This window comes from Rhodococcus sp. APC 3903 (assembly GCF_030407755.1).
Classification (GTDB): domain Bacteria; phylum Actinomycetota; class Actinomycetes; order Mycobacteriales; family Mycobacteriaceae; genus Rhodococcus_F; species Rhodococcus_F erythropolis.
Genome location: NZ_JASDCV010000017.1, coordinates 89,745 through 110,403, shown reverse-complemented (window position 1 = coordinate 110,403; position 20,659 = coordinate 89,745). Strand labels below are relative to the sequence as shown.

The window sequence follows — 20,659 nt, the reverse complement described above, 5'->3', positions numbered from 1 at the left end:
GGTCAGTTCATCCAGAACTCGAGCGCCGGTTCCCGACCCAGCTCGCCTCCGCTGCCGGTGATCACCAGTCCGGCGGAGGTGAGCTTGTATGTCACGTCCTTGTTGGTGACGGTGAATCCGTTGCCGGTGGGCGTCGGATCGTCGAGTTCGATGGTGGCGCCGTCGCTCAGCCGTTGACCCTTGTAGTAGTAGCGGCCGACTCCCGTTTCGCAGATGACGATTCGTGATCCGGTCGTGACGGCGATGGCGACGGCAGGATTGGTGGAGTTGCAACTGGGGCCGCCGGAGATGAAACCCTGACGGTCGGTGCCAGAGACGGTCGGCGCCGGACCGATCGAGGTTGTGACGCGTGGTGGCGTCGTCGTTTTCGGCGCTGTGGTGGGTGCACTCGGTGCCCGAGTCGTGGTCGTGGAGTACGAGTACGGCGTCGTGTAGGTGAAACTCCGCGAACTCGCTTCATCGGCGGCGTTGCCGAAAGCGGCGGCGAGCAGCCCGAAGAACGCGATCCACACGATCACGGCCAGGATGCCGAGTGCGGTGAAGATGTAGCCGATGATCAGTCCGGCAAGGGCGAGTCCGTCGCCTTCTTCGCCGGTCCGTTTGATCTGGCCGCGAGCGATGTGCCCGAAGACGATCCCCAACGGCGCGATGAGGAACGCGAAGACGAGGGCGAGTACCGCGAGTGTGTTCGTCGGGCGCCTGCCGTACGGATCGGGCTGCCCGTACGGAGCCGGTTGCCAATTCTGATTGCCCTGGTACCCGTACCCACCCTGATCGCTCATGAGGTGAATCTTGGCATGGACTTGGCCGAAGAGTGCAGGTGATCGCTAGTTTCGGGTACGTGTCTCGAGCTGAGGTGCGATGGTCGGCCAGTCGTCGTCGGTCATCGCGAACAGCGCTGTTGTACGCCAACTGCCGTCGACGCGGCGTCGGTGCTTGCGCAGCAGGCCCTCGAACTGAGCGCCGAGCTTTGCGATCGCTGCCCTGGACTGTTCGTTGAACTCGTCCGTGTGCCACTCGACGCGTACGGCTTCGAGCTGGTCGAAGGCGTGACGAAGCAGGAGCAGTTTCGATTCGGGATTGATCCCGGTTCCCTGAACAGATCGCGACAACCACGTGTATCCGATTGCAAGACTGCGGTTTACCGGGTCGATCTGGTACATGGACGTAGTGCCGACCACGGCGTTCGTCGCGATGTTCACCTGCGCGAAGGCGATCCGATTCGGGTCGTCGGTTGCTGCAGCGATGTACGTCTGTGCCTGTTCCCGATCGGTGATGGGCGATGCGGTCCAACGAAAGATCGCCGGGTCGTCGGCCGCCGCGAGCAGAGCGTCGGTGTGCGCGACGCCCAGGGGTTCGAGTCGGACACGATCACCGGTCAGCGTCGGTGATTCGAACCATGATGCAGTCATCAGGCGTGCTCCCGTGAGTGAGTCGGAAGGTTGTTGTCGGAGTTCGCAATCTGATCGGTCCCACCGGCAAGCGGATACCGCAGTGGGACTCGCAGGAACAAGAAGAAGAACACGGCGAGCAGGACGACGTGGCCCCACACACTCGCCTGGACGACGGCTTCGTACTTGCTCGGATCGAGATTCATGTCCAGTTGGTAGAAGTACCGGAAGATGCCGATACCCAACGCCGCGTCGGCGATCAGATAGGCGACGATCCAGAACCACCGGATCTTGAACAGTACGAGGAACGGCAGGATCCACAGTGTGTACTGCGGTGAATTGACCTTGTGCAGCAACACGAATCCGCACAACATCGCGGCACTGACTGCAATCCACGGAAAGTAGCCGTCGCGGACGTATCGTCGCCAACCCAGATACATCGCGAGCGCGAACGACAACAGGATCATGACCGGAGACAGGATGCTCACCAGTGCGTCGTAGTCGGCGTTGAGTTCGCGAACTCCGAAACCGTAGAACGGGCGCAACCCCCAGAACCACACCGAGTTGGTGGTGATGTCGGCGCTTCGCTTCTCCTGGAAGCTGAACGACGCGCGCCAGCCTTCGTAGGAAATGAGGGCGAACGGCAGGTTGACGAGGACGACGGTGACGATCGCCGCGCCCGCCGTCATCAGCGCCCCACGAACGTCGTAGCGCTTGCCTTCGGTGCCGCGTAGGAGCACATAGGCCATGAGCGGCAGCACGAACATTCCCGGGTACAGCTTCAAACAGAAACCGATCGCCAGGATGACGGCCGCCAGAACCGCGCGAGTTCGCAGTGGAATCCGCTCGAACGTCATCAGGAAGATCGCGCCGACGCTGGTGGCCACCACCGGGAGCTCCCAGTTGTGGAATGCGTACAGAACCAGGGGCGGAGTCGCCGACCACACGAGCGCGTACGCGCCGCTCATCTTGCCGAGCATCCACGCCGTGAGCAGTCCGAAAGGAGCCAGGATCAGTGCCGAGTGCAGAAGGAAATCGGTGTCGGTGTGTGAGCCGATACCGCCCAGCCACATCAGAATTCCGCTGAGCACCGGGTATTCGACGGTTCCGCCGGTCAGGAATCCTTCGGGCGTTATCCCTCCGGTGACGAAGGGGAACAGATGTTGATCGATTCCTCGTCCGAGCCAGAGCAACTGGATATCGGAGTAGCAGACGTCGATGTTCTTGTTGACGTCGAAGTTCAGGCTTCGGCCGTCGGGCGCGAACGGTGCACCGCCGCATCTGGCCTTGTTGAAATAGCCCAGCGCCATCGTCAGCCCGCACAATCCGACGACCAACGCCAGGATCGACGCCGGGGTCTTGCGGTCTGTTCGCATGATTCTCACCCTAGGGGGCGCAGTGGCTCGCGGGGTGATGCGTCTGCGCCACGCGTCGCGCATCGATCTGGTGGTCTTCCTGGAGGGCCGGGACGATTTCCCTGGTCAAGGCCCCTCGTGTAACCTACGAGGGTTGCTGACGCAACGACCCTCCTGCCACGGATAGTCCGTGGCCGTTTTCACTTAGTCCACAGGAGGTGATGAGGTCTTATGCGTCATTACGAATTGATGGTCATCCTTGACCCCAGCCTGGACGAGCGCACTGTCGCTCCTTCACTGGATACGTTCCTCAATGTTGTGCGCCAGCACGGCGGCACGATCGACAAGGTCGATGTCTGGGGTAAGCGTCGTCTCGCCTACGAGATCCTGAAGCATGCTGAAGGTATCTACGCGGTGATCGACATCAACGCCACTCCCGCCACCGTCGCTGAGCTCGATCGTCAGCTCGGTCTGAACGAGTCGGTTCTGCGCACGAAGGTTCTGCGCCACAACAAGTAATTACTGTCGGTAGCGAGCTCTACTCTCGCGCCCAACGGTCTTACATCAATGCAGGAGGAACCACATGGCTGGCGACACCATCATCACCGTCATCGGAAACCTGACGGCTGATCCTGAACTTCGTTTCACCCCGGCGGGTGCCGCGGTTGCAAACTTCACGGTTGCTTCCACGCCCCGCACCTTCGACCGTAATTCCAATGAATGGAAAGACGGCGATGCGCTGTTCATGCGTTGCAACATCTGGCGCGAAGCAGCCGAGAACGTCGCGGAGAGCTTGACCCGTGGTTCACGAGTAATCGTGAGCGGCCGGCTCAAGCAGCGTTCGTACGAAACTCGCGAGGGCGAAAAGCGAACTGTCGTCGAGCTCGAAGTCGATGAAATCGGTCCTTCACTGAAGTACGCCACGGCAAAGGTCAACAAGGCCAACCGTGGTGGCGGCGGTGGAGGCGGCAACTTCGGCGGTTCCTCCGGCGGATCGGGTGGCGGACGTCCGAGCGCTGCACCTTCGGGTGGAGACGATCCTTGGGGCAGTGCGCCTCAGGCTTCGGGCTCCTTCGGTGGTGCGGGCAGCGACGAACCGCCCTTCTGATCCGTACCTGATCAGGAACATCCAGAAAAGAGCAAAGACATGCCGAAGCCGCCCTTGCGCGACAAGGTTATGAAGAAGAAGGTCTGCACCTTCTGCAAAGAGAAGAACACGCAGATCAACTACAAGGACACGACGTTGCTTCGTAAGTACGTCAGCGATCGCGGAAAGATCCGTGCTCGCCGTGTCACCGGCAATTGCGTCCAGCACCAGCGCGACGTTGCCATTGCCGTCAAGAACTCACGTGAGGTAGCACTGCTGCCTTACGCCACCGTGGCTCGCTAAGGAAAGGGAGGAAAGAACATGAAGCTCATCCTCACCGCTGACGTGGACAACCTCGGTGCGCCTGGCGACACCGTGGAGGTCAAGGACGGCTACGGCCGTAACTACCTGCTCCCCCGCGGACTGGCAATCGTCGCCACCCGTGGCGCCGAGAAGCAGGTCGAGGGCATCCGTCGTGCACAGGAAGCGCGCGCTGTGCGCGGCCTGGATCACGCCAAGGAGCTCAAGGCAGCTATCGAGGGCCTCGAGTCCGTAACGCTGACGGTCAAGACCGCCGGTGGCTCGGGCAAGCTCTTCGGTTCGGTTACCGTCGCTGACGTCGCTGCTGCGATCAAGGCTGCCGGTGGACCGATTGTCGACAAGCGCTCCATCGTGTTGCCGAAGGCTCACATCAAGAACACGGGCAAGCACGCCGTGGTCGTGAACCTGCACCCCGATGTGGTTGCCAAGTTCAACCTGAACGTCGTCGGCGCATAGTCGACTGTTCGTCTCGTCGGGCCCCGCACACTTCGGTGTGCGGGGCCCGACGTTTTGTTTCGGGGTGCGGTGTGCCGCCTGACAGCGTCCCGAATCGGACCTGGGGATAACTCTCACACTGTGATGTTCGACTTGGTGATCAGTGACGAATCGGGCGAGGCAACACGCCCGACACGCCGACGCGCCGACTGTGGAAAAACTATTTTCATCAACAGGCCTGTGAAATTGTGGATAGCCATCTACCTGGTCTTTTGTGGTTGCTAGGCAAAGTAGTCCCCAAATGCTCCACAGGCGGTGCACACCGTGGGGCGGGAGTTTCCACAAAGCATCCACAGCTTTATCCACAGTCCGGTTTGTATGCGGACCTACTAGTCCCTAACGTCATCTCGGCGTCTATCTACAGCCCGGCCGAATGCGGCTAGGGGATGTCGGTGGGGGCAGGTACAAATGATGAGGGCGCTGCGGTTTCTGGCAGTGTCGTCGAGTGTTTTACGGGAAGGTCTCGCTTGTGGCTGTTGTAGATGATCGAGGACCTTCCGACTTCTCAGGGCCGGACTACCCGGGCCCTCCCGAGGCCGAGCCCGACCAGGAGTTCGGACGCCAGCCACCTCAGGACATGACTGCCGAGCAGTCGGTGCTCGGCGGCATGCTGCTGAGCAAGGACGCCATCGCTGACGTCCTCGAGGTACTGCGTCCGGGTGACTTCTACCGGCCCGCCCACCAGTCCGTCTACGACGTGATCCTGGACCTCTACAGCCGTGGCGAGCCCGCCGACCCGGTGACGGTCTCCGCCGAGCTCGACCGTCGAGGTGAGCTCCGCCGTATCGGCGGTGCGGCCTACCTGGTGACGCTGACCCAGACAGTGCCCACAGCCGCCAACGCCGCCTTCTATGCCGAGATCGTGGCCGAGAAGTCCGTGCTGCGTCGTCTGGTCGACGCCGGTACTCGCATCGTCCAGTACGGCTACGCCGGCACCGAGGGCCAGGACGTGGCCGAGGTTGTCGACCGCGCGCAGGCCGAGATCTTCGAGGTCACCGAGCGTCGAACCACCGAGGACTTCGTACCCCTCACCGAGCTCCTCCAGCCCACGATGGACGAGATCGACTCCATCGCCAGCCGCGGCGGAATTTCCCTCGGTGTGCCCACCGGATTCAAGGATCTCGACGAGATCACCAACGGCCTTCACGCTGGTCAGATGATTATCGTCGCGGCTAGACCTGGTGTGGGCAAATCGACCCTTGGAATGGATTTTTTGCGTTCCTGCTCCATCACGCACGGCATGGCCAGCGTCATGTTCTCGTTGGAAATGAGCAAAACCGAGATCGTCATGCGTCTGTTGTCCGCAGAGGCAAAGATCAAGCTCGGTGACATGCGTTCCGGCAAGATGACCGACGACGACTGGACCAAGCTCGCGCGTCGCATGAGTGAGATCAGTGAGGCGCCGCTATTCATCGACGACTCCCCCAACCTCACCATGATGGAAATTCGCGCAAAAGCGCGGCGGCTCAAGCAGAAACACGACATTCGCCTGATCGTCATCGACTACCTCCAGCTGATGAGCTCAGGTAAAAAGGTCGAGTCCCGTCAGCAGGAAGTCTCCGAATTCTCTCGTAGCCTAAAGCTTTTGGCGAAGGAGCTCGAAGTTCCGGTTGTCGCGATCTGTCAGCTCAACCGTGGTCCCGAGCAGCGAACCGACAAACGTCCTCAGGTCGCCGACCTTCGTGAGTCCGGTTCACTCGAGCAGGACGCCGACATGGTGATCCTGCTGTACCGCCCCGACGCGACCGAGCGAGACGATCCCCGTGGCGGTGAAGCCGACCTGATTCTGGGTAAGCACCGTAACGGTCCGACCGCCACAATCACTGTGGCGCACCAGCTTCACCTCTCGAAGTTCGTCGATATGGCGCGGGGATAGCTGCTGCCGCCATCGCCTGAAGGTGGGACGGATTTCAGATCTTGTGGGATTCGGCGACAAGCACCAATCCGATTCCACTAGTGCAAAATTCGGTTTGTCTACAGGTGGGGTAGTGCTGCGGTGAGGAAGACGGCGCCGAAGGCGATTCCGGCAATGCCGGTGAGGATCCCGACCACGCCGGCGGTGTTGTCGCCCAGATCGTGTCCGGGGGTGTCGGGTCGGCGCGCTGCCAGTGCGGTTCCGATGGCGGCGGCACCGAGGAGGATGCCGAGGCCGAACATCCAGAACGTCAGTATCGAGAGGGCACCGAGCATCAACGCCATGTCGCTGTATTCGTCGCTGTTGATCGGGCGGTGGTGATCCCACCAATCGGGCGAGGTGTGCGGGCGGGATTCGGTGTTGCCTGTGTTGTCGGATTGCTCGTGCGGGGGGAAGGTTGATGCAGTCATGACGGCTAAAGGGTTCTCGTGCTGATTCTTTCGTGTGGTGGATGGGCCGATCGGCCATACGGGTGCAGAGGGGATCGAACGGCGGTGGGGATCGAACGGGCGGTGGGGTGAGTCCCGTGCACGCATCGCGTGTCTTCGGAACTCACCCCACCGTGGGAACGCTCGTCCGGGCCAGCAGGATCAGGCTTCGACCTGCACCTGCTTTGTCGCTTCGATGGTTTCGGTACGTGAGGGCGGTCCGGAGGAGACCTCGATCCGCCGCGGTTTCGCCTTCTCCGCGATCGGCAAGGTCACCGTCAATACGCCGTTGTCGTATGAGGCGACGATCTGTTCGGCGTCGATGTCGTCGCTGATGGACAGTTGCCGTCTGTATGTTCCGGCGAAACGCTCACTCGCCAGCCAGCTCACACCCTCTTCGGAGAGGGCCGTGCGATGTGCGGTCAACGTCAGAGTCGAGCCGTCGATGTGAACGTCCACCGAGCCTGGATCGACGCCGGGAAGATCGGCGTGCAGGACGTACTGGTCCTCGACCTTGTAGAGGTCCATCGGCATGAACCGTGGACTGCGTCCGTTGCCGGTTCCCGCGGCGAGGACGGACTTGGTGATCGCATCGATGTCGGTGAAAGGATCGAAACGAAGCACAGCAACACACCTCCCATGTCGTGAAACGAAAGGTCCCCGCCACTGTGGCGGTCGACCGAACTCACTGTGCGAGAACATGATAACCACACGAATTAGCACTCTGCAACTGAGAGTGCCAGATTTTTTCGAGGAGTGTCTCTGTCGCGAACAACGCAGCATCGGGGCAGGAACAACGACGGTTGCCAACCCCATGTGGTTGGGGCGGAACGGGAATTGCCGGTGTCGAGATGCTGTCAGCTGCCGGTCGAGTTCGTGCGGGCTTACGACTGCCGCTGCGCCCAGCAAGATCGAGGTTCGCGTACAACGGCGATTGCTTCAAACCCGTATTCTTGCAATGTGTTTCGATTCTGAAACTGCCGCGTCTCGTGGATTTCGAGCAGACAGGTGCGTTCTTCCATGGTGAGCTTGCGCTGACAGCCCTAAACTGCAGAAACGGCGGCGGGGGCTGACTTTGATGCGTGGTCAGCCACCGCCCCGTTTGACCCGGAACCTGTCTTGATGAACGCGTATCGCCGATTTCGTGAGTGCTTCGCAGTTGTGTTCGGAGCGGTCTGGCTCTGCTCGGTTCTTCGGGACACGAAGCAATGCAGAGGCTGTTTTCTCTCGCCCTCCTCAGGCGGATACGAAGGTCAGTTAATTCCGACGACTTCCTGGGCGATCGCCGCAAGTCTTGCCTGTGCAGCGGATACGACGCCGTGTCGGTTCTTGTGCGCTTCCTCGTACGCAACGATGTCTCGTACCTGTGCGGCGTCGGTCAGTTCCTTGACCGCGGAGACGGCCTGGGTGACGTTGAGTTCGTCGAAGTCTTCGATGGGAAGTTCAGCGGGGTCGAGTAACCCACTCGACTTCCGTACCGAACGGAAGACATCCGCGGCACCGTCAGCACCTTCTCGGCGAGTGACTTTCTCAGCCGTGGCGATGGCCGCATCTCTACTGGCCGACAGTGTTTTCACAGTCACGTCACCGGCATATGCGCCCCAGCTGATCAGCTCACCCAATACCGGCGGCGACGTGCGAACAGCGTCAATGGCACGGTCGAGACTGCGGGTGGACCAGGAGACCGGAACGTTGACCAGTCGAATGGCTGCTCCGGTGGCCGCTTGGAAGGGAGTGCGACGCAAAGCTGCCGGCCCGCCGAGTGCCTCCTCGGCAAGGACGGTGGTCAGCCAGTCCACAGTCGCGGAGTGTGCAGTGATGAGGCGGTCGGCCAACGCCGCGACGGTCTGATCGCCGCCGGCAGTGGCCAGGGCCTTGAGGTAGCGGGAGCGGTCGAGGAGTTGATGTTCGAGCGCAAGGTCTCCCAATACAGCTTCGTCGAAGGGCTGGGCCTGTTCGACCATCGCTTTCACTCCTGCTGTCGCTCGTCCGAGGAACGGACCGACCGATTCCGGAACGCCACCCAGATCGCGAATCGTGGACTCGATGGAACTGGCCCTTTCTCGACCGTTCTCTGCGTTTTCCGTGAGTTCGCGTCGAACCGCTTCGGTTCTGGCCTGAGCGACGCGTGTTTCGGCGACCTGGATCTCGGCATGTGTCAGACCGAGGATGATGCGCAGCTGGTTGATCAAGGTGGACGTGGTTTCGGAGTTGCTCATATCGGGGTCGTCCCTTCGTCGGTGCGTGCTTTACATGATGTTCAGCTTGTGCTCGACGAGTGCTCCGCGGACCGCGGATCCACCGCCGATACGCGGGCTACCCCGACCTACCTCCTAATAACCACCGCAACTTCGCTGCGGATGTCGAACCGCATCGACGAGTAATTGGGGCAAGGGTGTCGGGGCCGATTTCATGGTGGGGCGGCCTGATTCGTCCGCGAGGATCTCGCAGTCCCTGTACCACCGCGTGTGTAGGTCGTTGGATACCGCGGACCAACATTCCGGATTCGCCGTGCGGCGGACGGGGTACCTCCAATGCGTCGTGACCCCGCAACTGATATGTCGGCGAAACAGGCTGCCGAGCAACCCGTTCGAGTGTCGGCAGGTTGCCTGAAGCGACGACCGGTCGGTGTCGATGCAGAGAGTGGGATACCAGTGAACGTGGAAAGTTCCGGGCACGTTGATGCCGGCCAAGAGGGTACGACTGGATCCGGAGCGAGTCCGGACACCGCTGACGGGGCGAAAGAACTCGCGGACGAGATGGACAAAAGATACGAGCCTGGATCAAGAGAGACGGTCACGGTGCCCGGGACCGGCGGCACAGTCGCCGGGACAGCTTTCGCCGACCACGTCACGGAGATGTCGGACGAGAAGGTCGAAAACCTCGACGAACAGTTCTCGGAATTCCAGGCTCGTGCTGACGACAAGCATCATGAGGACTGACCCGGGGTCCATGCTCCGGTGTGCCAGATGGAATCGTGCGGAAACCCGACAGTCCAGGCGTCGCCGAATGCGGCGTTGATCAGATTGCCCGCCTTGATCTGGCTCGCGACGACCGTCTCGTGGTGGTCGAGAATGACTCCGACGTAACCGTTTCCCGATACCGGAGTCGCCGCCGAGGCAGATCCTGCGCCGGCAACCGCCACAGCTCCAGCAGCCGCTGGGATGGCCAGAGCGGCAACGAACTTGAGTGCACGTGTCATCGAAAGGGCCTTTCTTCGTTCGGATCTAGTCAGGAGCCGAATCCGGTGTCTCGAAACCAAAATAGGTGGAGGGGGCGTGCCAGTGAACGCCATTTGGCAAATAATCGGCAACCCTATGGGTTTACTTGGGAGTCAGATCACATCGGTGGGATTGTTTCGCCGCGGTCGGGGTGCCGGTTTTCGGTCGACCGGGTGTAGGACCTTGAGTCCGTGTGGGCGTCTTCCGGCTGCTTTCGGAGATACGTAGTGCGGCCGCCAGATTCGACAACAGTTCAAGTGAGGTTGCCGAGAGTCCGTTCGCGGCCCGGAGCAACTGTCTCAGTTCCTGGTCGGCGAGATGATCGACTATCTCCGCGTCCTCGTCGTGAACGCGCGCGCGATCGCCGGACCAGGGGATGGTGAAGAAATAGCCGGGAGGGACATCGAAGTAGTCGGCCAACGCCGACACCACCTCATCCGATGGGCTCGAGCGGACGCCGTGTCGAAGCTGGGAGAGATACGGTGTCGAGATTCGGTAGCCCCGTGCGAGAAGGCCGTTAGCCACAGCGACGTTCGTCAGGCGCCGATCGGAGCCGGAGAAAAGCTCGTTCAACCGGAGTTGAAAGACGTTCTCGTCCGTCGCACGGCCTACCATCACCGCTACCTCAATTCTCTCGTTCCTATCCTGTGCTTGCCGAAGCGGTGCAGGCTTAGCAGATGAGCCAGTGGCCACTGGTGGAGGTCAACGACACGACCTTGCCGATCGAGGTCTCCGGAGCGTCATCCAGATGTCCGCGTACGGTCGCTGTGGCTGTCGATCCTTGGAGGGTGACGTACGCGACTGCATCGAGTGTGGTTGCCGGCAAGACCTTTCCAGTGGTGGTGGTTGATACCTGCTTCTCGGCGCAGACGGTGGCAGCAGCGCTCTCGGTCGAGCCGGTACGGAGGGCATCGAGGTGAGATCGGATCACCGTGGTGATCTGCTCGGAGTCGGTGGGCATCTTCGACGACTGCCTGCCTTCGGTAGTGGGGTCTGCTGAACTGATCGTGCATCCCGAGAGCAGCAGTGCTGCAACGACACCGCCGAGGAGGATCGATTTCACCGATCGCCGGCGGTAGTGGTTTATGGGTGGATTCACCGAAACTCCTTCATTCGTGAACATGTTGCGCCCGGAAAGTCATCCAGCCGTCGGTCAGAAGACGAACGCGGCGGACAGCAGAGCAAGGCTGAGGACCGCGGTGGCATTGGCGGCGCGAACAAAGACGTACCGCTCCACATCCTCGGCGCCGAGACACAGCGCGGTCAGCTGCAAGGCCAGCGACAACATCCCGGTACCGAGCGCGCCGAGGGCGAACAATTGTCGTGCATCCATCAGCGGTATCCAATCCCGTTGCGGTCCAACGGCACAACGAGCAGGTCACATACGCGACCGTGAACTCGGCGAGAGTTCTCCGCACCAGCGGCCGAACTCCTGAACCGAGGATGCAGTCGAGAAGCTGCAGGGGGAGATTTCAGCATCTGGTGAGGACTCCCCGGCAAAATGCGACACAAAACGTCGCTACTTCAGGTGGTTGGGCCGAATCGCAATCCGCGGAGCAGTCGGCGGTAGGAGAAGCGGTCGTCCCAAATGCGAAGCAGGCCGTTTGCGAATGTGTAGTGGCCGTCTACGTCGAGGTGCATGGCAAACCATCCGATGCGGATGATCTCTCTTCGCCGGGAGGACACGGTGTTGTGGTCGGTGGTCATCGTGAGCACTTCCACGACCTCGTACCTGGTGATCAGGCGAGAGACGATCGTGAGCGCCCGTTCGACGCGTTTGCTTCCACGCACGCTGGGCAGGCCGGTGTTGCGCCATTCGATGTCGGGATCGACGAGTGCGCGCACGGCATCGGCGTCCATTTCCTCCAGTGCGATCAGCAGGTCCACCACCCGCGATGTCAGTTGATCGTCGTTCAACAGGTACTCCGGTCGTCTGGAATTGTGTTTTCTCATCGGTGGATTCATGTGGTGACCGTCAGGCAGGGACTGTTGCTCCGCGAAACGCACAGGAGCATCTTGCCGGCGGCGCGCTCGGCTGAGCTCAACGAATTGTCACGATGATCGACGTCGCCGTCGCTGACGTGGACCATGCAGGTGCCGCAGAAGCCCTGACGACATGAATAGGGGGCTTTCGGGTTCACACGCAGGACCGCGTCCAGTGCGGTCTGGTCGGCGGCGACATCGATGACCTGACCGGTGCGAGCCAGTTGGATGCGGAAGGGTCGTCCATCGACGACCGGTGCGGCGGAGAAGCGTTCGGCGTGCACTTCCACACCGGGCTCGTTGCGCACACAAGCTGTGATCAGGTCCATCATCGGGACCGGACCGCAACAGTAGATCGCGTCGCCGCTGCGGACATTCGGCGGGAGAAGATCGTTCGCTGCGGGTAGGCCGTATTCGTCGTCGGTGCGGATGGTGACCCGATCACCAAACGGCGACAATTCCTCGAGGAACGGTAGTGTGCGGCGCTCGCGACCGACGTACATCAGCGACCAATCCAGGCCCATGCGCTCCGCCTCGCGGACCATCGGCAGTATCGGTGTGATGCCGATGCCACCCGCCACGAAGTGAACGCGCTTCGCGCGCTCGATTCGCCCGGGTTCGACGAACCCGAACGCGTTGCGTGGACCGCGAACGCCGACGACGGTACCGACTGGCAACTCGTCGTGCACCTCGTTCGATCCGCCGCCACCATCAGGAATCCGGCGTACCGCGATCCGGTAGCAGCGTCGATCGGCGGGATCGCCGCACAGCGAGTACTGACGTATCCGTCCCGAGGGCAGGTACAGGTCGAGGTGTGCCCCGGGATACCACCGTTCGAGGTCGCTGCCGTCAGGTGCTCGCAGTTCGAGACTGACCACGTCGTTGTCGGTGGCCACCGTCGTGCGCTCCGACACCGTGAGCGTTGTCTTGTACTCGTCGATCCGGTTTTCCGGTGGCTCGTCGCGATGAATCAAGACCGCCAACTTGACCTGCGTGGAGACCAGGACGTCCAGAATGCGCAGAATCGAGTCGCGGCGCTTGCCGCGACGTAGGTCGACCGGGATCTCGCGGGGGGCCGGCCACCGCTGTGTGAGTTCGGGCGCGTTGGGTGTCATGTGTTGACCCGCTTGGCCGCTGGCGATTGCGCGACGTAGGCGAGGGCCTGGGCGGTGGACCCCACACTGTCGGGGTGAAATCCCGGCACGAACGTCGACACACCGCTCCAGAACCATTTCGATACACCAGGCACCAGTCCGCGGCGTCCGGCGCGGACGAATTCCAGTAGCAATCGTGGATAACCGATGTTCGGCGTGTTGGGGTCGTTGCGACTCAGATACATCGCAGCACGGAGCAACCACCCCAAAAAGATTGGCCACGTGATGATCATGGAGATACAGCGGCGAAAGTAGCCGACTCCGAAGTACGTGGCGACCTCGTGTGCCACGGCACGATGCTCGACCTCTTCGGCCCCATGCCACCGATAGAGGTCAAGCATCTGCGGATCCGCGCCGAATTTCTCCAAGTCCGCGTTCAACGCCCAGTCGCCCACGAACGCGAACATATGCTCCGAAGACGCGCAAATCCCGAGACGCTCGATCAGACGCTGCCGGATGGCCCGCGGATCGGAGTCGTCACCGACGCCCAAAGTTCTACGGAAGAAATACTGCATCTGGCGGTTGAACGGGGCCGGGTCGATCCCGTGCCGTGTGAACACCTGATTCATGACCTCGTCATGCGCCTCTGCGTGCAGCAATTCTTGGCCCATGAAACCGAGCATGTCCTCGCGAAGCTTCTCGTCGTGCACGTCCGGGAGAGCCTGCTCGAAGGCCTGGATCATCATCCGTTCGCCCTCCGGGATGACGAGGTTCATCGAGCCGAGGAGGTATGAGGCGATCGGCTCGTTCGGCAACCACACCAAAGGCGCTTTCTCCCAGTCGAAATCGACTCGCCGCGGACGGATCGCTACCCGGCCGGGCGGTGCGATCGGACGCTGTGTCAGTCCACTCGTAATTCGCATGACCACTCCTCACTCATAAGTACGCAGCAGTACTTATGAATGAGCATGGCGATCTACCCGTGGCTTGTCAACACCGGACTACGAAGGGTCGGACGAGAGATCCAGTACCCGTTCAAGGAAGGACATGATCGGCGCATGAAGATTCATGTACGAATTCGACCCGTCAACCACCTGGCGGTAGAACAACTCGTTGCAACCGCCGATCGCCGCGAGAAACACTTCACGCCCCGGGGCTTCTGAAGACTTGGACGAGTAGCCGACGAGCAATGCATCGGCGAGCAGTTCCACGTACTCGTTGCGCTTCGCCACCCCTGCCGGGCCGGCCACAGGTAGGTCCACCACCCAAGCTCGCACGAACTCCGGTTCGGACGAACACGTCTCGAGATACTTCTCGATTACAGCCGAAAGCTGTTCGTGTAGAGACAAATTGGTGGTCGAGCTTTGTGTCGAGGTGATGTTGGAGACGATCACCTCGATGCCTGCGTCGATCGCTGCGACCAAGCACGCTTCTTTGCTCTCGAACTGCTTGTAGAAAGCTTGGCGAGATACCCTGGCACGCCCGACGACGTCGGCGATCGTGGTCGAGGCGATCCCCTTCTCCGCAGTCGACGAGATCACCGCACGCAGAATGCGATCGCGTTGCGCGTCTTGGACCTCGTCCACAGCCAGTCGGCCGCGGCCACGCGGCAACCCGGGGAGGTCACGATCGAACGATCCAGCCAGCCTGCGCATACCGAAATCGTAGCCCGCCTGGCGCCATCGGTTCTCTCGCTCACCACGTCTGTGGACCAACAGCCATGCGAGTGGACCGATGTCGAGTGGAATTGCCCCCGAGGTGCTCTGAGGCAATCTCCCATCGCGACACGGTTGCGTCCAGTTCGTCGTTTCTCCGTGGTGGGGCTGCTCCCTGTGACGAGTCCAGCCGTGGTGCGGCGGAGGGCATCGAAAAGCCTCCTGCATCGACGAAGGCCGTCCGCTGTATTGCATGGTCGTGGAGTGTTGCCTCGTGGAGTGTGAGCACGGGTGTGACACAAGCGTTCAGGCCGTCGAAGACCTCGACCCAGGCGTCGCGATCGTGTGTGGCGAAGGTTCTGCCGAAGCGTTCGGACAAGTCGTCCCAGTTCGATTGGTCCCAGCGATTCGGCAACGAGGCGGGATCCAATCCGAGTCCGAACACGAAGCGGTCGTAGTACACGTCTTCGAGGGCCCCTACCGCCATGTACCTGTGGTCTGCGCACTCGTACGCGCGGTAGAACGGGGCAGATCCGTCGAGGAGGTTGGTTCCACGACGGGCTGACCAGCGGCCGGCATGCTGCCACGATCGGACGAGCGCAGTCAACGAACTGGCGCCGTCGACCATCGCTGTATCCACCACCTGGCCTCGGCCAGTGCGTTCTCTTTCGTGCAGCGCGGCAAGTACTCCTACGAGCAGGAACATCGATCCGCCGCCGAAGTTCCCGACGTAGTTCAGCGGCGGTGACGGCGGCCCGGAAGCCGGTCCGAGCTGTTCGAGCGCGCCCGAAAGCGCAAGGTAGTTCAGGTCGTGCCCGGCTTCTCGGGCCATCGGTCCCTTCTGGCCCCAGCCACTCATTCGGCCGTAGATCAGCCCCGGATTGCCCTGCAGGCAGATCTCGGAGCCCAGGCCGAGCTTCTCCATCGTGCCGGGCCGAGAGCCCTCCATCAGGACGTCCGCTCGGCCGATCAGCCTGCGCACCTTGGCGAGATCTTCGGTCTTGGTCAGATCTGCAGTGATTTCGGTCCGCCCTCGGAGCATCCCCGCATTCGCATCGTCGATTCCGTCATCTGCTCCCATCGAGATGGGGCGCACGATGCGCACGACATCGGCGCCAAGATCTGCCAACATCAGACCGGCGTGCAGTAGCGGCCCTATGGCCTCCATTTCAATGACCCGGATACCCGACAGCGGCCCGCCGTGCACTCCGCCGGTGGCTTCGTCCTGCATGATCACCCTCGCGCGGTCGGAGTCGGGACCGACTCGGAGCGTGCCGGCTCGGTACGAAAATCTGACGGGTCGACTCGGTAGGTCATGGCCCAGTAGTCGTTGATCCGCCACGGAAGGACCGACACGACGCGACCGTCCGGGTTTCGGTACCAGTTCTCCATTGCCGGATGGGTCCAGACCATCTGTGCGTGCTGTCGGTCGACGGCCTCGTTGTATCGATCGTTGACCTCGGCCCGGCACTCCATCGCGCCGAGGTTTTCCGATTGCATCAACTTCAAGGCATCCATGATGTAGCGGACCTGACATTCCAGGATCGTGATGAAGCTCCCCCCATGTCCCAGGCCGGTGTTCGGTCCGGTCATGACGAAGAAATTGGGGAAGTCAGGAACTGTGATCCCCAGGTAGGCGCGCGCGTCGTGCTCGCCCCAGATTTCTCCGGTGGACCGGCCGGATCGACCGACGATGTCCATCGGGTAAAGAACGCGCACACTGTGGAAACCCGTCGCCATGACAATGACGTCCAGCTGGTGCTCGACGCCGTTCGTGTCGACGAGTCCAGAAGGTGTCAGGGCGTCGACTCCGTGGGGCACCAGTGTGACGTCGGGCTTACGAAGCATCGTGAACCAGCCATTGTCCAGCAGCATTCGCTTACCAAAGGGCGGATAGTCCGGAAGAGATGCCTCGATCAGATCTGTTCGATCACCCAGCTGATCGCGGAGATAGCGTTCGTAGAACTTGCGATGACCATGGTTGGTCGCATTGATCGAGGCGCTCGGCTCTGGCCAGTCGGGGTCGACCTGGAGGGACGAGTACACCTTGTCGTTGAAGATCCACGACAGACGCGCCCGGTACCACTCGCGATAGCCTGGGATGTTGTCCATCAGCCAGTGGACGCCGTCGTCGATGGTCGTGAAGTAGTCGTCGTTCGGTGCGATCCACTGTGGTGAGCGCTGGAAGATCGTCAGCGATCCGACACGATCCGCGATGGCCGGGCCGATCTGCATAGCACTGGCTCCGGTACCGACGATGCCCACTCGCTTTCCGCGGAGCGACTCGGGATCGTCGAGCTCGCTCGGCCACTCGGCGGAGTGGAAGAGGCGACCACGGAAGGTCTCGATTCCCGGTAGATGCGGGATCTTCGGACGATTGAGCAGACCGACCGCGCTGATCAGGATGGGAGCCTCGAGGGTCTCCGACGCCTCACCTGGTCGCTGGACGGACACACGCCAACTCTGTTTCGACTCCTCGAACTCGGCGCGCGTCACCTCATGACGGAAGCGGACATTGCGCCGGATGTCGTTGGCCTCCGCAAAGTCCTCGAGATATCCCTGAACCTCGTCGCGCTTGCCGAAGTGGGTCGACCAGTTACGAGGGAACGACGAGATCGAGTAAAGGTGGCTCGGTGTATCAACTCCGGCGCCCGGATAGCGGTTCTCCCACCATGATCCGCCGACGTCGTCGTTCTTCTCCAGGATCACGTGAGGGATCCCAGCGCGGCTGAGCTCGACGGAGGCCAGCATCCCCGCGATGCCGGCGCCGATCACGATGGCGTGGAGTCGCTCGTCGCACTTGGCGGTGGCAGGCTTGATCTGCGGACCATTGACTATCTCCGCCATCATCGGCGCGAAGTCCGGCGGTACGGTCTCGCTGCAGGTGAAGTTGAGGATTCGCTCTACTTCCGAGCTGTCCAGCGTCCGCCGGGACGGCTCGTCCAGCGTCCACCAGCGTTCCACTGCGTCGATCAACGCGCTCCGGATTTCGGACTGAACCTCCTCCGGAAGTCCTCCCGTGGAATTGTCATCCATGCCCCGACTGCGCGTGGGTTGATAGCGGGGTGCCACCCACCGCTCATCGGCGGTCAGCTCCAGCAACACGGCGAGCATGGTCGGAACATTGCCCCGTAACACCGCCGAACGCAGGTGGTCACGGTCCAGGTCAGTGACGATAGTCATGCCATGCAGGCTAACAGCCGTTAGCGACACAACCAAGTGCGATCTTAATATTCCGGTTATTGCTTGAAAACTTCGCTTGACCCGCGAGGATGCCGATGACAGTATGAGCCACATCATACTAACCGCGGTAAGCATTCAGGAAGTTGAGGAACCATGGATCTGTCGACAAGTGTCGAATCGGATGCCACTGATATGCGACGGAGTTCAGGTCCGCTTGTCCGATCCCTCACAGCGACCCAGTCGTCACCGCTAGGGCGAGCGACGTTAGGCGACCAGCTACGCCGCCACTCGCAGAGTCGATACTCGAAGCCGGCGATCGTGTCGTATGCCCCAGGTGGTCGACGCACCGTGACCACCTACGGTGCGCTCAATCAGGATGCCAACCGGGCATCCCACATGTTCCTCGGACTCGGTGTTTCCCGCGGTGACCGGGTCGCCGTGATGGCCCGCAATCGCGTGGAGTCGATAGTCGCCTACTACGGTGCTCTCAAAATAGGGGCGGTGTACTCCGGCATCAATGTCCTTTTCGGACCGAACGAAGTGGCTCAACAGATCGGGCACCTCGAGCCCGCGGTTGTGGTCGTGGCCGCGGAATTCCTGCCGGTACTGGAAGAAGCGCTGGCTGGACTCGGTACCCGCCCCGAAATCGTTGTTCTCGACAGCACGGACGAGTTCGGCGGCCACTGCTTCGATCAACTCCTCGAGTCCTCGTCGCCGACAGAGCCGGATTGTGATGTGGACGAGCACGATCTCGCAATGATCGTGTACACCAGTGGAACCGAGGCGGCTCCGAAGGGCGTCATGCTGCCGCATCGCAACTACCTGGTCTCCACCGCACCCGCGTACACATGGGGACTGCGATGCCTGGACGATGACGTCTGGCTCTACGTCATGCCATTCCACACTATTGCCGGAATCGGCTCCCTGACCTCGCTCCTGCTATTGGGAGCGACGCTCGTGCTCCCGGCCAGCCTCGCGCCTGCCGACGCTTTGCACATGATCAAAACGGAGCAGATCACCGTCCTGGCTCAAACCCCGACCTTCTTCATCTCGCTCGCAGATCATCCTGACTTCGGTCCTGAGACTGTCGGGACCATCCAGCGCTGCCTGACCTACGGAGGTCAGGTCTCGCCGCGAACGGTGGACGCATGGCACCACGCGGCGCCCGCATCGGTGTGGGGCACCTACTGGGGTCAGTCCGAGTTGACGCAGTTGGGCTCCGTCGGCTGGTTCAAGCGACTCGAGGACATTCCCGATCAGGATCCGACCTGGATCGGCAAGCCTGTAGGCCATCTCGAGGTCAAGGTGGTCGATGCCGACGGAAATGAAGCAGAGCGAGGTGAACTCCTCTGTCGCACGCCGTCGGTGATGCTGGGTTACTACAAGGATCCCGAGAAAACCGCAGCTGTCCTCGAGGGTGGTTGGGTCCACACCGGCGACATCGTACGTCGCGACTCCGAGGGCAACATGTTCTTCCTCGATCGCAGCAAGGACATGATCAAGACGGGCGGCTACAACGTGTCCTCGCAGGAGGTCGAGCGCGTACTACAAGCCCACCCCGAGGTGTCGCGCGCCGCCGTCGTGGGACTTCCGGACGAATACTGGTCCGAGGCGGTCACCGGCTTCGTCATCGTCGTAGACGGCAGCGATCTCACCGGCCAGGAGTTGCGAGACCACTGCAAGGCCGCGCTCGCAGGCTATAAGGTTCCAAAGGCGATCACGATTGTGGATGAGCTGCCCACAGACCCTCAGGGGAAGCTGCTCAAGAGAGAACTACGCCGCCTGTATGCAAAGGACTGAAACGCTGAACATCGATCCTGCCAGCAGCGCGACACCCGGATCCGGTCGACCACGGCTTGAAGGTCTTCCAAGCAGACGTGACGACATACTGGCCGCGGCGGCCGAATACTTCGCTGATCAGGGCTACCACTCGGCAGGCATGCGTGGCATCGCAGATTCGGTAGGAATCAAGGGCGCGAGCCTCTACAACCACTTCAGCTCGAAAGAGGAGATCCTCTACGCGATCGCGCTCAAGATGACCAGGGACCCGGTCGAGGAGCATCTACTTGTCCTCGACGAGACTGGAACACCGGCCGAGCGACTCACCTCGCTGATCGATGTTCATCTACGGTATTTAGCGATGAACAGGGTCGAGCATCTGGTCAGCCTTCGAGAGATCTCGGCGCTTACCGACGAACACCGTCTGAGGGTGCTCGAGTACCGCAAGTACTACCAGAGGCGTGTGCGCGATGTGATTGCTGCCGGGGTCCGCGCCGGAGAGTTCGAGATCGCCGACCCACAGCGTGCGGCTGTTGCGGTGCTCGACCTCATGAATGGTGTGAGCTGGTGGCTCCGGGACGACCACGATATCGAGGCGCTGGTGGCAACCTACGTGGACTACATCGTCGTCGGAATTCTCCGTCACCGTCCCGGAACGCAAAGTGGTACCGGCGGTACGTCCAGCCGACGGTGACGCCCGTTCAGCCCGAAAACAGGTGATCCCCCTCCACCCGACGTGGAGGGGGATCACC

24 protein-coding genes are annotated in these 20,659 nt (G+C 61.5%); 8 read left to right on the top strand and 16 right to left on the bottom strand.

Going from position 1 to position 20,659, the window contains the following annotated elements; all coding sequences use genetic code 11:
• Positions 1–2 precede the first annotated feature (2 nt).
• The 3 genes from QMA15_RS23180 to QMA15_RS23170 are packed head-to-tail and all read right to left on the bottom strand — an operon-like array spanning position 3 to position 2,767.
• The gene (locus QMA15_RS23180) at positions 3–782 is read right to left on the bottom strand and encodes a DUF4190 domain-containing protein (RefSeq protein WP_029256729.1); all 780 of its coding nucleotides are present in this window, start codon (positions 780–782) and stop codon (positions 3–5) included.
• A 45-nt stretch (positions 783–827) separates the two neighbouring features.
• A complete protein-coding gene (locus tag QMA15_RS23175) occupies positions 828–1,412 on the bottom strand; it encodes a GNAT family protein (protein ID WP_029256728.1) in 585 nt (194 codons plus the stop codon).
• Positions 1,412–2,767: a membrane protein gene (locus QMA15_RS23170; RefSeq protein WP_029256727.1), complete on the bottom strand. Its 1,356-nt coding sequence runs from the start codon at positions 2,765–2,767 to the stop codon at positions 1,412–1,414. The genes QMA15_RS23175 and QMA15_RS23170 overlap by 1 nt, the downstream gene beginning before the upstream one ends.
• A gap of 210 nt (positions 2,768–2,977) precedes the next feature.
• Here QMA15_RS23170 and rpsF point away from each other — a divergent pair, with 210 nt between their 5' ends.
• The 5 genes from rpsF to dnaB all read left to right on the top strand — a co-directional run bounded on the left by rpsF (position 2,978) and on the right by dnaB (position 6,525).
• On the top strand, positions 2,978–3,265 hold the full coding sequence (gene rpsF, locus QMA15_RS23165) for a 30S ribosomal protein S6 (protein WP_003941237.1): 288 nt from the start codon (positions 2,978–2,980) through the stop codon (positions 3,263–3,265).
• A 64-nt stretch (positions 3,266–3,329) separates the two neighbouring features.
• Positions 3,330–3,854 carry a single-stranded DNA-binding protein gene (locus QMA15_RS23160; RefSeq protein ID WP_003941248.1) on the top strand — a complete coding sequence of 175 codons (525 nt, stop codon included), beginning with the start codon at positions 3,330–3,332 and terminating at the stop codon, positions 3,852–3,854.
• Positions 3,855–3,893: 39 nt separating this feature from the next.
• Positions 3,894–4,136 (top strand): 30S ribosomal protein S18, encoded by a 243-nt coding sequence (gene rpsR, locus QMA15_RS23155; RefSeq protein WP_003941245.1) that lies wholly within the window; start codon positions 3,894–3,896, stop codon positions 4,134–4,136.
• A gap of 18 nt (positions 4,137–4,154) precedes the next feature.
• A complete protein-coding gene (gene rplI / locus QMA15_RS23150; RefSeq protein ID WP_003941243.1) occupies positions 4,155–4,610 on the top strand; it encodes a 50S ribosomal protein L9 in 456 nt (151 codons plus the stop codon).
• Between the two features lie 508 nt (positions 4,611–5,118).
• The gene (dnaB, locus tag QMA15_RS23145) at positions 5,119–6,525 is read left to right on the top strand and encodes a replicative DNA helicase (protein WP_019746049.1); all 1,407 of its coding nucleotides are present in this window, start codon (positions 5,119–5,121) and stop codon (positions 6,523–6,525) included.
• A 98-nt stretch (positions 6,526–6,623) separates the two neighbouring features.
• Here dnaB and QMA15_RS23140 read toward each other — a convergent pair whose 3' ends face one another.
• The 3 genes from QMA15_RS23140 to QMA15_RS23130 all read right to left on the bottom strand — a co-directional run bounded on the left by QMA15_RS23140 (position 6,624) and on the right by QMA15_RS23130 (position 9,211).
• Complete coding sequence (locus QMA15_RS23140; protein ID WP_290286728.1) at positions 6,624–6,974, bottom strand: hypothetical protein; 351 nt, start codon at positions 6,972–6,974, stop codon at positions 6,624–6,626.
• Between the two features lie 180 nt (positions 6,975–7,154).
• Positions 7,155–7,616, bottom strand: a complete 462-nt coding sequence (locus QMA15_RS23135; RefSeq protein WP_029256700.1) for an Hsp20/alpha crystallin family protein — start codon at positions 7,614–7,616, stop codon at positions 7,155–7,157.
• 629 nt (positions 7,617–8,245) lie between these two features.
• On the bottom strand, positions 8,246–9,211 hold the full coding sequence (locus QMA15_RS23130; RefSeq protein ID WP_290286725.1) for a ferritin-like domain-containing protein: 966 nt from the start codon (positions 9,209–9,211) through the stop codon (positions 8,246–8,248).
• Between the two features lie 435 nt (positions 9,212–9,646).
• On the opposite strand from QMA15_RS23130, the gene QMA15_RS23125 reads away from it, so the two are divergent.
• The gene (locus QMA15_RS23125; protein WP_252858563.1) at positions 9,647–9,934 is read left to right on the top strand and encodes a hypothetical protein; all 288 of its coding nucleotides are present in this window, start codon (positions 9,647–9,649) and stop codon (positions 9,932–9,934) included.
• On the opposite strand, the gene QMA15_RS23120 is transcribed toward QMA15_RS23125, so the two are convergent.
• The 10 genes from QMA15_RS23120 to QMA15_RS23075 all read right to left on the bottom strand — a co-directional run bounded on the left by QMA15_RS23120 (position 9,922) and on the right by QMA15_RS23075 (position 18,128).
• Positions 9,922–10,194, bottom strand: a complete 273-nt coding sequence (locus QMA15_RS23120) for a hypothetical protein (protein ID WP_021333223.1) — start codon at positions 10,192–10,194, stop codon at positions 9,922–9,924. The two genes, QMA15_RS23125 and QMA15_RS23120, sit on opposite strands and share 13 nt — an antisense overlap.
• Positions 10,195–10,315: 121 nt before the next feature.
• Entirely contained in the window at positions 10,316–10,828 is a 513-nt protein-coding gene (locus QMA15_RS23115) for a helix-turn-helix transcriptional regulator (RefSeq protein ID WP_021333224.1), read from the bottom strand.
• A 55-nt stretch (positions 10,829–10,883) separates the two neighbouring features.
• On the bottom strand, positions 10,884–11,312 hold the full coding sequence (locus QMA15_RS23110; protein WP_134771733.1) for a hypothetical protein: 429 nt from the start codon (positions 11,310–11,312) through the stop codon (positions 10,884–10,886).
• Positions 11,313–11,366: 54 nt separating this feature from the next.
• Positions 11,367–11,546, bottom strand: coding sequence for a hypothetical protein (locus QMA15_RS23105; protein ID WP_021333226.1), 180 nt, complete (start codon positions 11,544–11,546; stop codon positions 11,367–11,369).
• A gap of 191 nt (positions 11,547–11,737) precedes the next feature.
• On the bottom strand, positions 11,738–12,130 hold the full coding sequence (locus QMA15_RS23100) for a limonene-1,2-epoxide hydrolase family protein (RefSeq protein WP_223257862.1): 393 nt from the start codon (positions 12,128–12,130) through the stop codon (positions 11,738–11,740).
• A gap of 44 nt (positions 12,131–12,174) precedes the next feature.
• The gene (locus QMA15_RS23095; RefSeq protein ID WP_290286719.1) at positions 12,175–13,311 is read right to left on the bottom strand and encodes a PDR/VanB family oxidoreductase; all 1,137 of its coding nucleotides are present in this window, start codon (positions 13,309–13,311) and stop codon (positions 12,175–12,177) included.
• A complete protein-coding gene (locus tag QMA15_RS23090; protein WP_020723622.1) occupies positions 13,308–14,213 on the bottom strand; it encodes a metal-dependent hydrolase in 906 nt (301 codons plus the stop codon). The genes QMA15_RS23095 and QMA15_RS23090 overlap by 4 nt, the downstream gene beginning before the upstream one ends.
• A gap of 78 nt (positions 14,214–14,291) precedes the next feature.
• Positions 14,292–14,945 carry a TetR/AcrR family transcriptional regulator gene (locus QMA15_RS23085; RefSeq protein WP_019746026.1) on the bottom strand — a complete coding sequence of 218 codons (654 nt, stop codon included), beginning with the start codon at positions 14,943–14,945 and terminating at the stop codon, positions 14,292–14,294.
• Positions 14,946–14,985: 40 nt separating this feature from the next.
• On the bottom strand, positions 14,986–16,176 hold the full coding sequence (locus QMA15_RS23080) for a CaiB/BaiF CoA-transferase family protein (RefSeq protein WP_134999382.1): 1,191 nt from the start codon (positions 16,174–16,176) through the stop codon (positions 14,986–14,988).
• A 2-nt stretch (positions 16,177–16,178) separates the two neighbouring features.
• Positions 16,179–18,128 (bottom strand): NAD(P)/FAD-dependent oxidoreductase, encoded by a 1,950-nt coding sequence (locus QMA15_RS23075; RefSeq protein WP_019746024.1) that lies wholly within the window; start codon positions 18,126–18,128, stop codon positions 16,179–16,181.
• A gap of 192 nt (positions 18,129–18,320) precedes the next feature.
• Between QMA15_RS23075 and QMA15_RS23070 the strand changes: the two genes are divergently transcribed.
• Positions 18,321–19,928 (top strand): class I adenylate-forming enzyme family protein, encoded by a 1,608-nt coding sequence (locus tag QMA15_RS23070; RefSeq protein ID WP_029537252.1) that lies wholly within the window; start codon positions 18,321–18,323, stop codon positions 19,926–19,928.
• Entirely contained in the window at positions 19,915–20,601 is a 687-nt protein-coding gene (locus tag QMA15_RS23065; RefSeq protein ID WP_037133561.1) for a TetR/AcrR family transcriptional regulator, read from the top strand. The genes QMA15_RS23070 and QMA15_RS23065 overlap by 14 nt, the downstream gene beginning before the upstream one ends.
• Positions 20,602–20,659: the final 58 nt, after the last annotated feature.

What these genes read in the sequence shown, in the direction of transcription:
- QMA15_RS23115 (WP_021333224.1), bottom strand. Translation starts at nt 10,828, where the DNA reads ATGGTAGGCCGTGCGACGGACGAGAACGTCTTTCAACTCCGGTTGAAC.
- QMA15_RS23140 (WP_290286728.1), bottom strand. Translation starts at nt 6,974, where the DNA reads ATGACTGCATCAACCTTCCCCCCGCACGAGCAATCCGACAACACAGGC.
- QMA15_RS23070 (WP_029537252.1), top strand. Translation starts at nt 18,321, where the DNA reads ATGCGACGGAGTTCAGGTCCGCTTGTCCGATCCCTCACAGCGACCCAG.
- QMA15_RS23085 (WP_019746026.1), bottom strand. Translation starts at nt 14,945, where the DNA reads ATGCGCAGGCTGGCTGGATCGTTCGATCGTGACCTCCCCGGGTTGCCG.
- QMA15_RS23075 (WP_019746024.1), bottom strand. Translation starts at nt 18,128, where the DNA reads ATGACTATCGTCACTGACCTGGACCGTGACCACCTGCGTTCGGCGGTG.
- QMA15_RS23095 (WP_290286719.1), bottom strand. Translation starts at nt 13,311, where the DNA reads ATGACACCCAACGCGCCCGAACTCACACAGCGGTGGCCGGCCCCCCGC.
- QMA15_RS23080 (WP_134999382.1), bottom strand. Translation starts at nt 16,176, where the DNA reads ATGCAGGACGAAGCCACCGGCGGAGTGCACGGCGGGCCGCTGTCGGGT.
- QMA15_RS23130 (WP_290286725.1), bottom strand. Translation starts at nt 9,211, where the DNA reads ATGAGCAACTCCGAAACCACGTCCACCTTGATCAACCAGCTGCGCATC.
- rplI (WP_003941243.1), top strand. Translation starts at nt 4,155, where the DNA reads ATGAAGCTCATCCTCACCGCTGACGTGGACAACCTCGGTGCGCCTGGC.
- QMA15_RS23105 (WP_021333226.1), bottom strand. Translation starts at nt 11,546, where the DNA reads ATGGATGCACGACAATTGTTCGCCCTCGGCGCGCTCGGTACCGGGATG.
- rpsF (WP_003941237.1), top strand. Translation starts at nt 2,978, where the DNA reads ATGCGTCATTACGAATTGATGGTCATCCTTGACCCCAGCCTGGACGAG.
- QMA15_RS23065 (WP_037133561.1), top strand. Translation starts at nt 19,915, where the DNA reads ATGCAAAGGACTGAAACGCTGAACATCGATCCTGCCAGCAGCGCGACA.
- QMA15_RS23180 (WP_029256729.1), bottom strand. Translation starts at nt 782, where the DNA reads ATGAGCGATCAGGGTGGGTACGGGTACCAGGGCAATCAGAATTGGCAA.
- QMA15_RS23160 (WP_003941248.1), top strand. Translation starts at nt 3,330, where the DNA reads ATGGCTGGCGACACCATCATCACCGTCATCGGAAACCTGACGGCTGAT.
- QMA15_RS23120 (WP_021333223.1), bottom strand. Translation starts at nt 10,194, where the DNA reads ATGACACGTGCACTCAAGTTCGTTGCCGCTCTGGCCATCCCAGCGGCT.
- QMA15_RS23170 (WP_029256727.1), bottom strand. Translation starts at nt 2,767, where the DNA reads ATGCGAACAGACCGCAAGACCCCGGCGTCGATCCTGGCGTTGGTCGTC.
- rpsR (WP_003941245.1), top strand. Translation starts at nt 3,894, where the DNA reads ATGCCGAAGCCGCCCTTGCGCGACAAGGTTATGAAGAAGAAGGTCTGC.
- QMA15_RS23175 (WP_029256728.1), bottom strand. Translation starts at nt 1,412, where the DNA reads ATGACTGCATCATGGTTCGAATCACCGACGCTGACCGGTGATCGTGTC.
- QMA15_RS23090 (WP_020723622.1), bottom strand. Translation starts at nt 14,213, where the DNA reads ATGCGAATTACGAGTGGACTGACACAGCGTCCGATCGCACCGCCCGGC.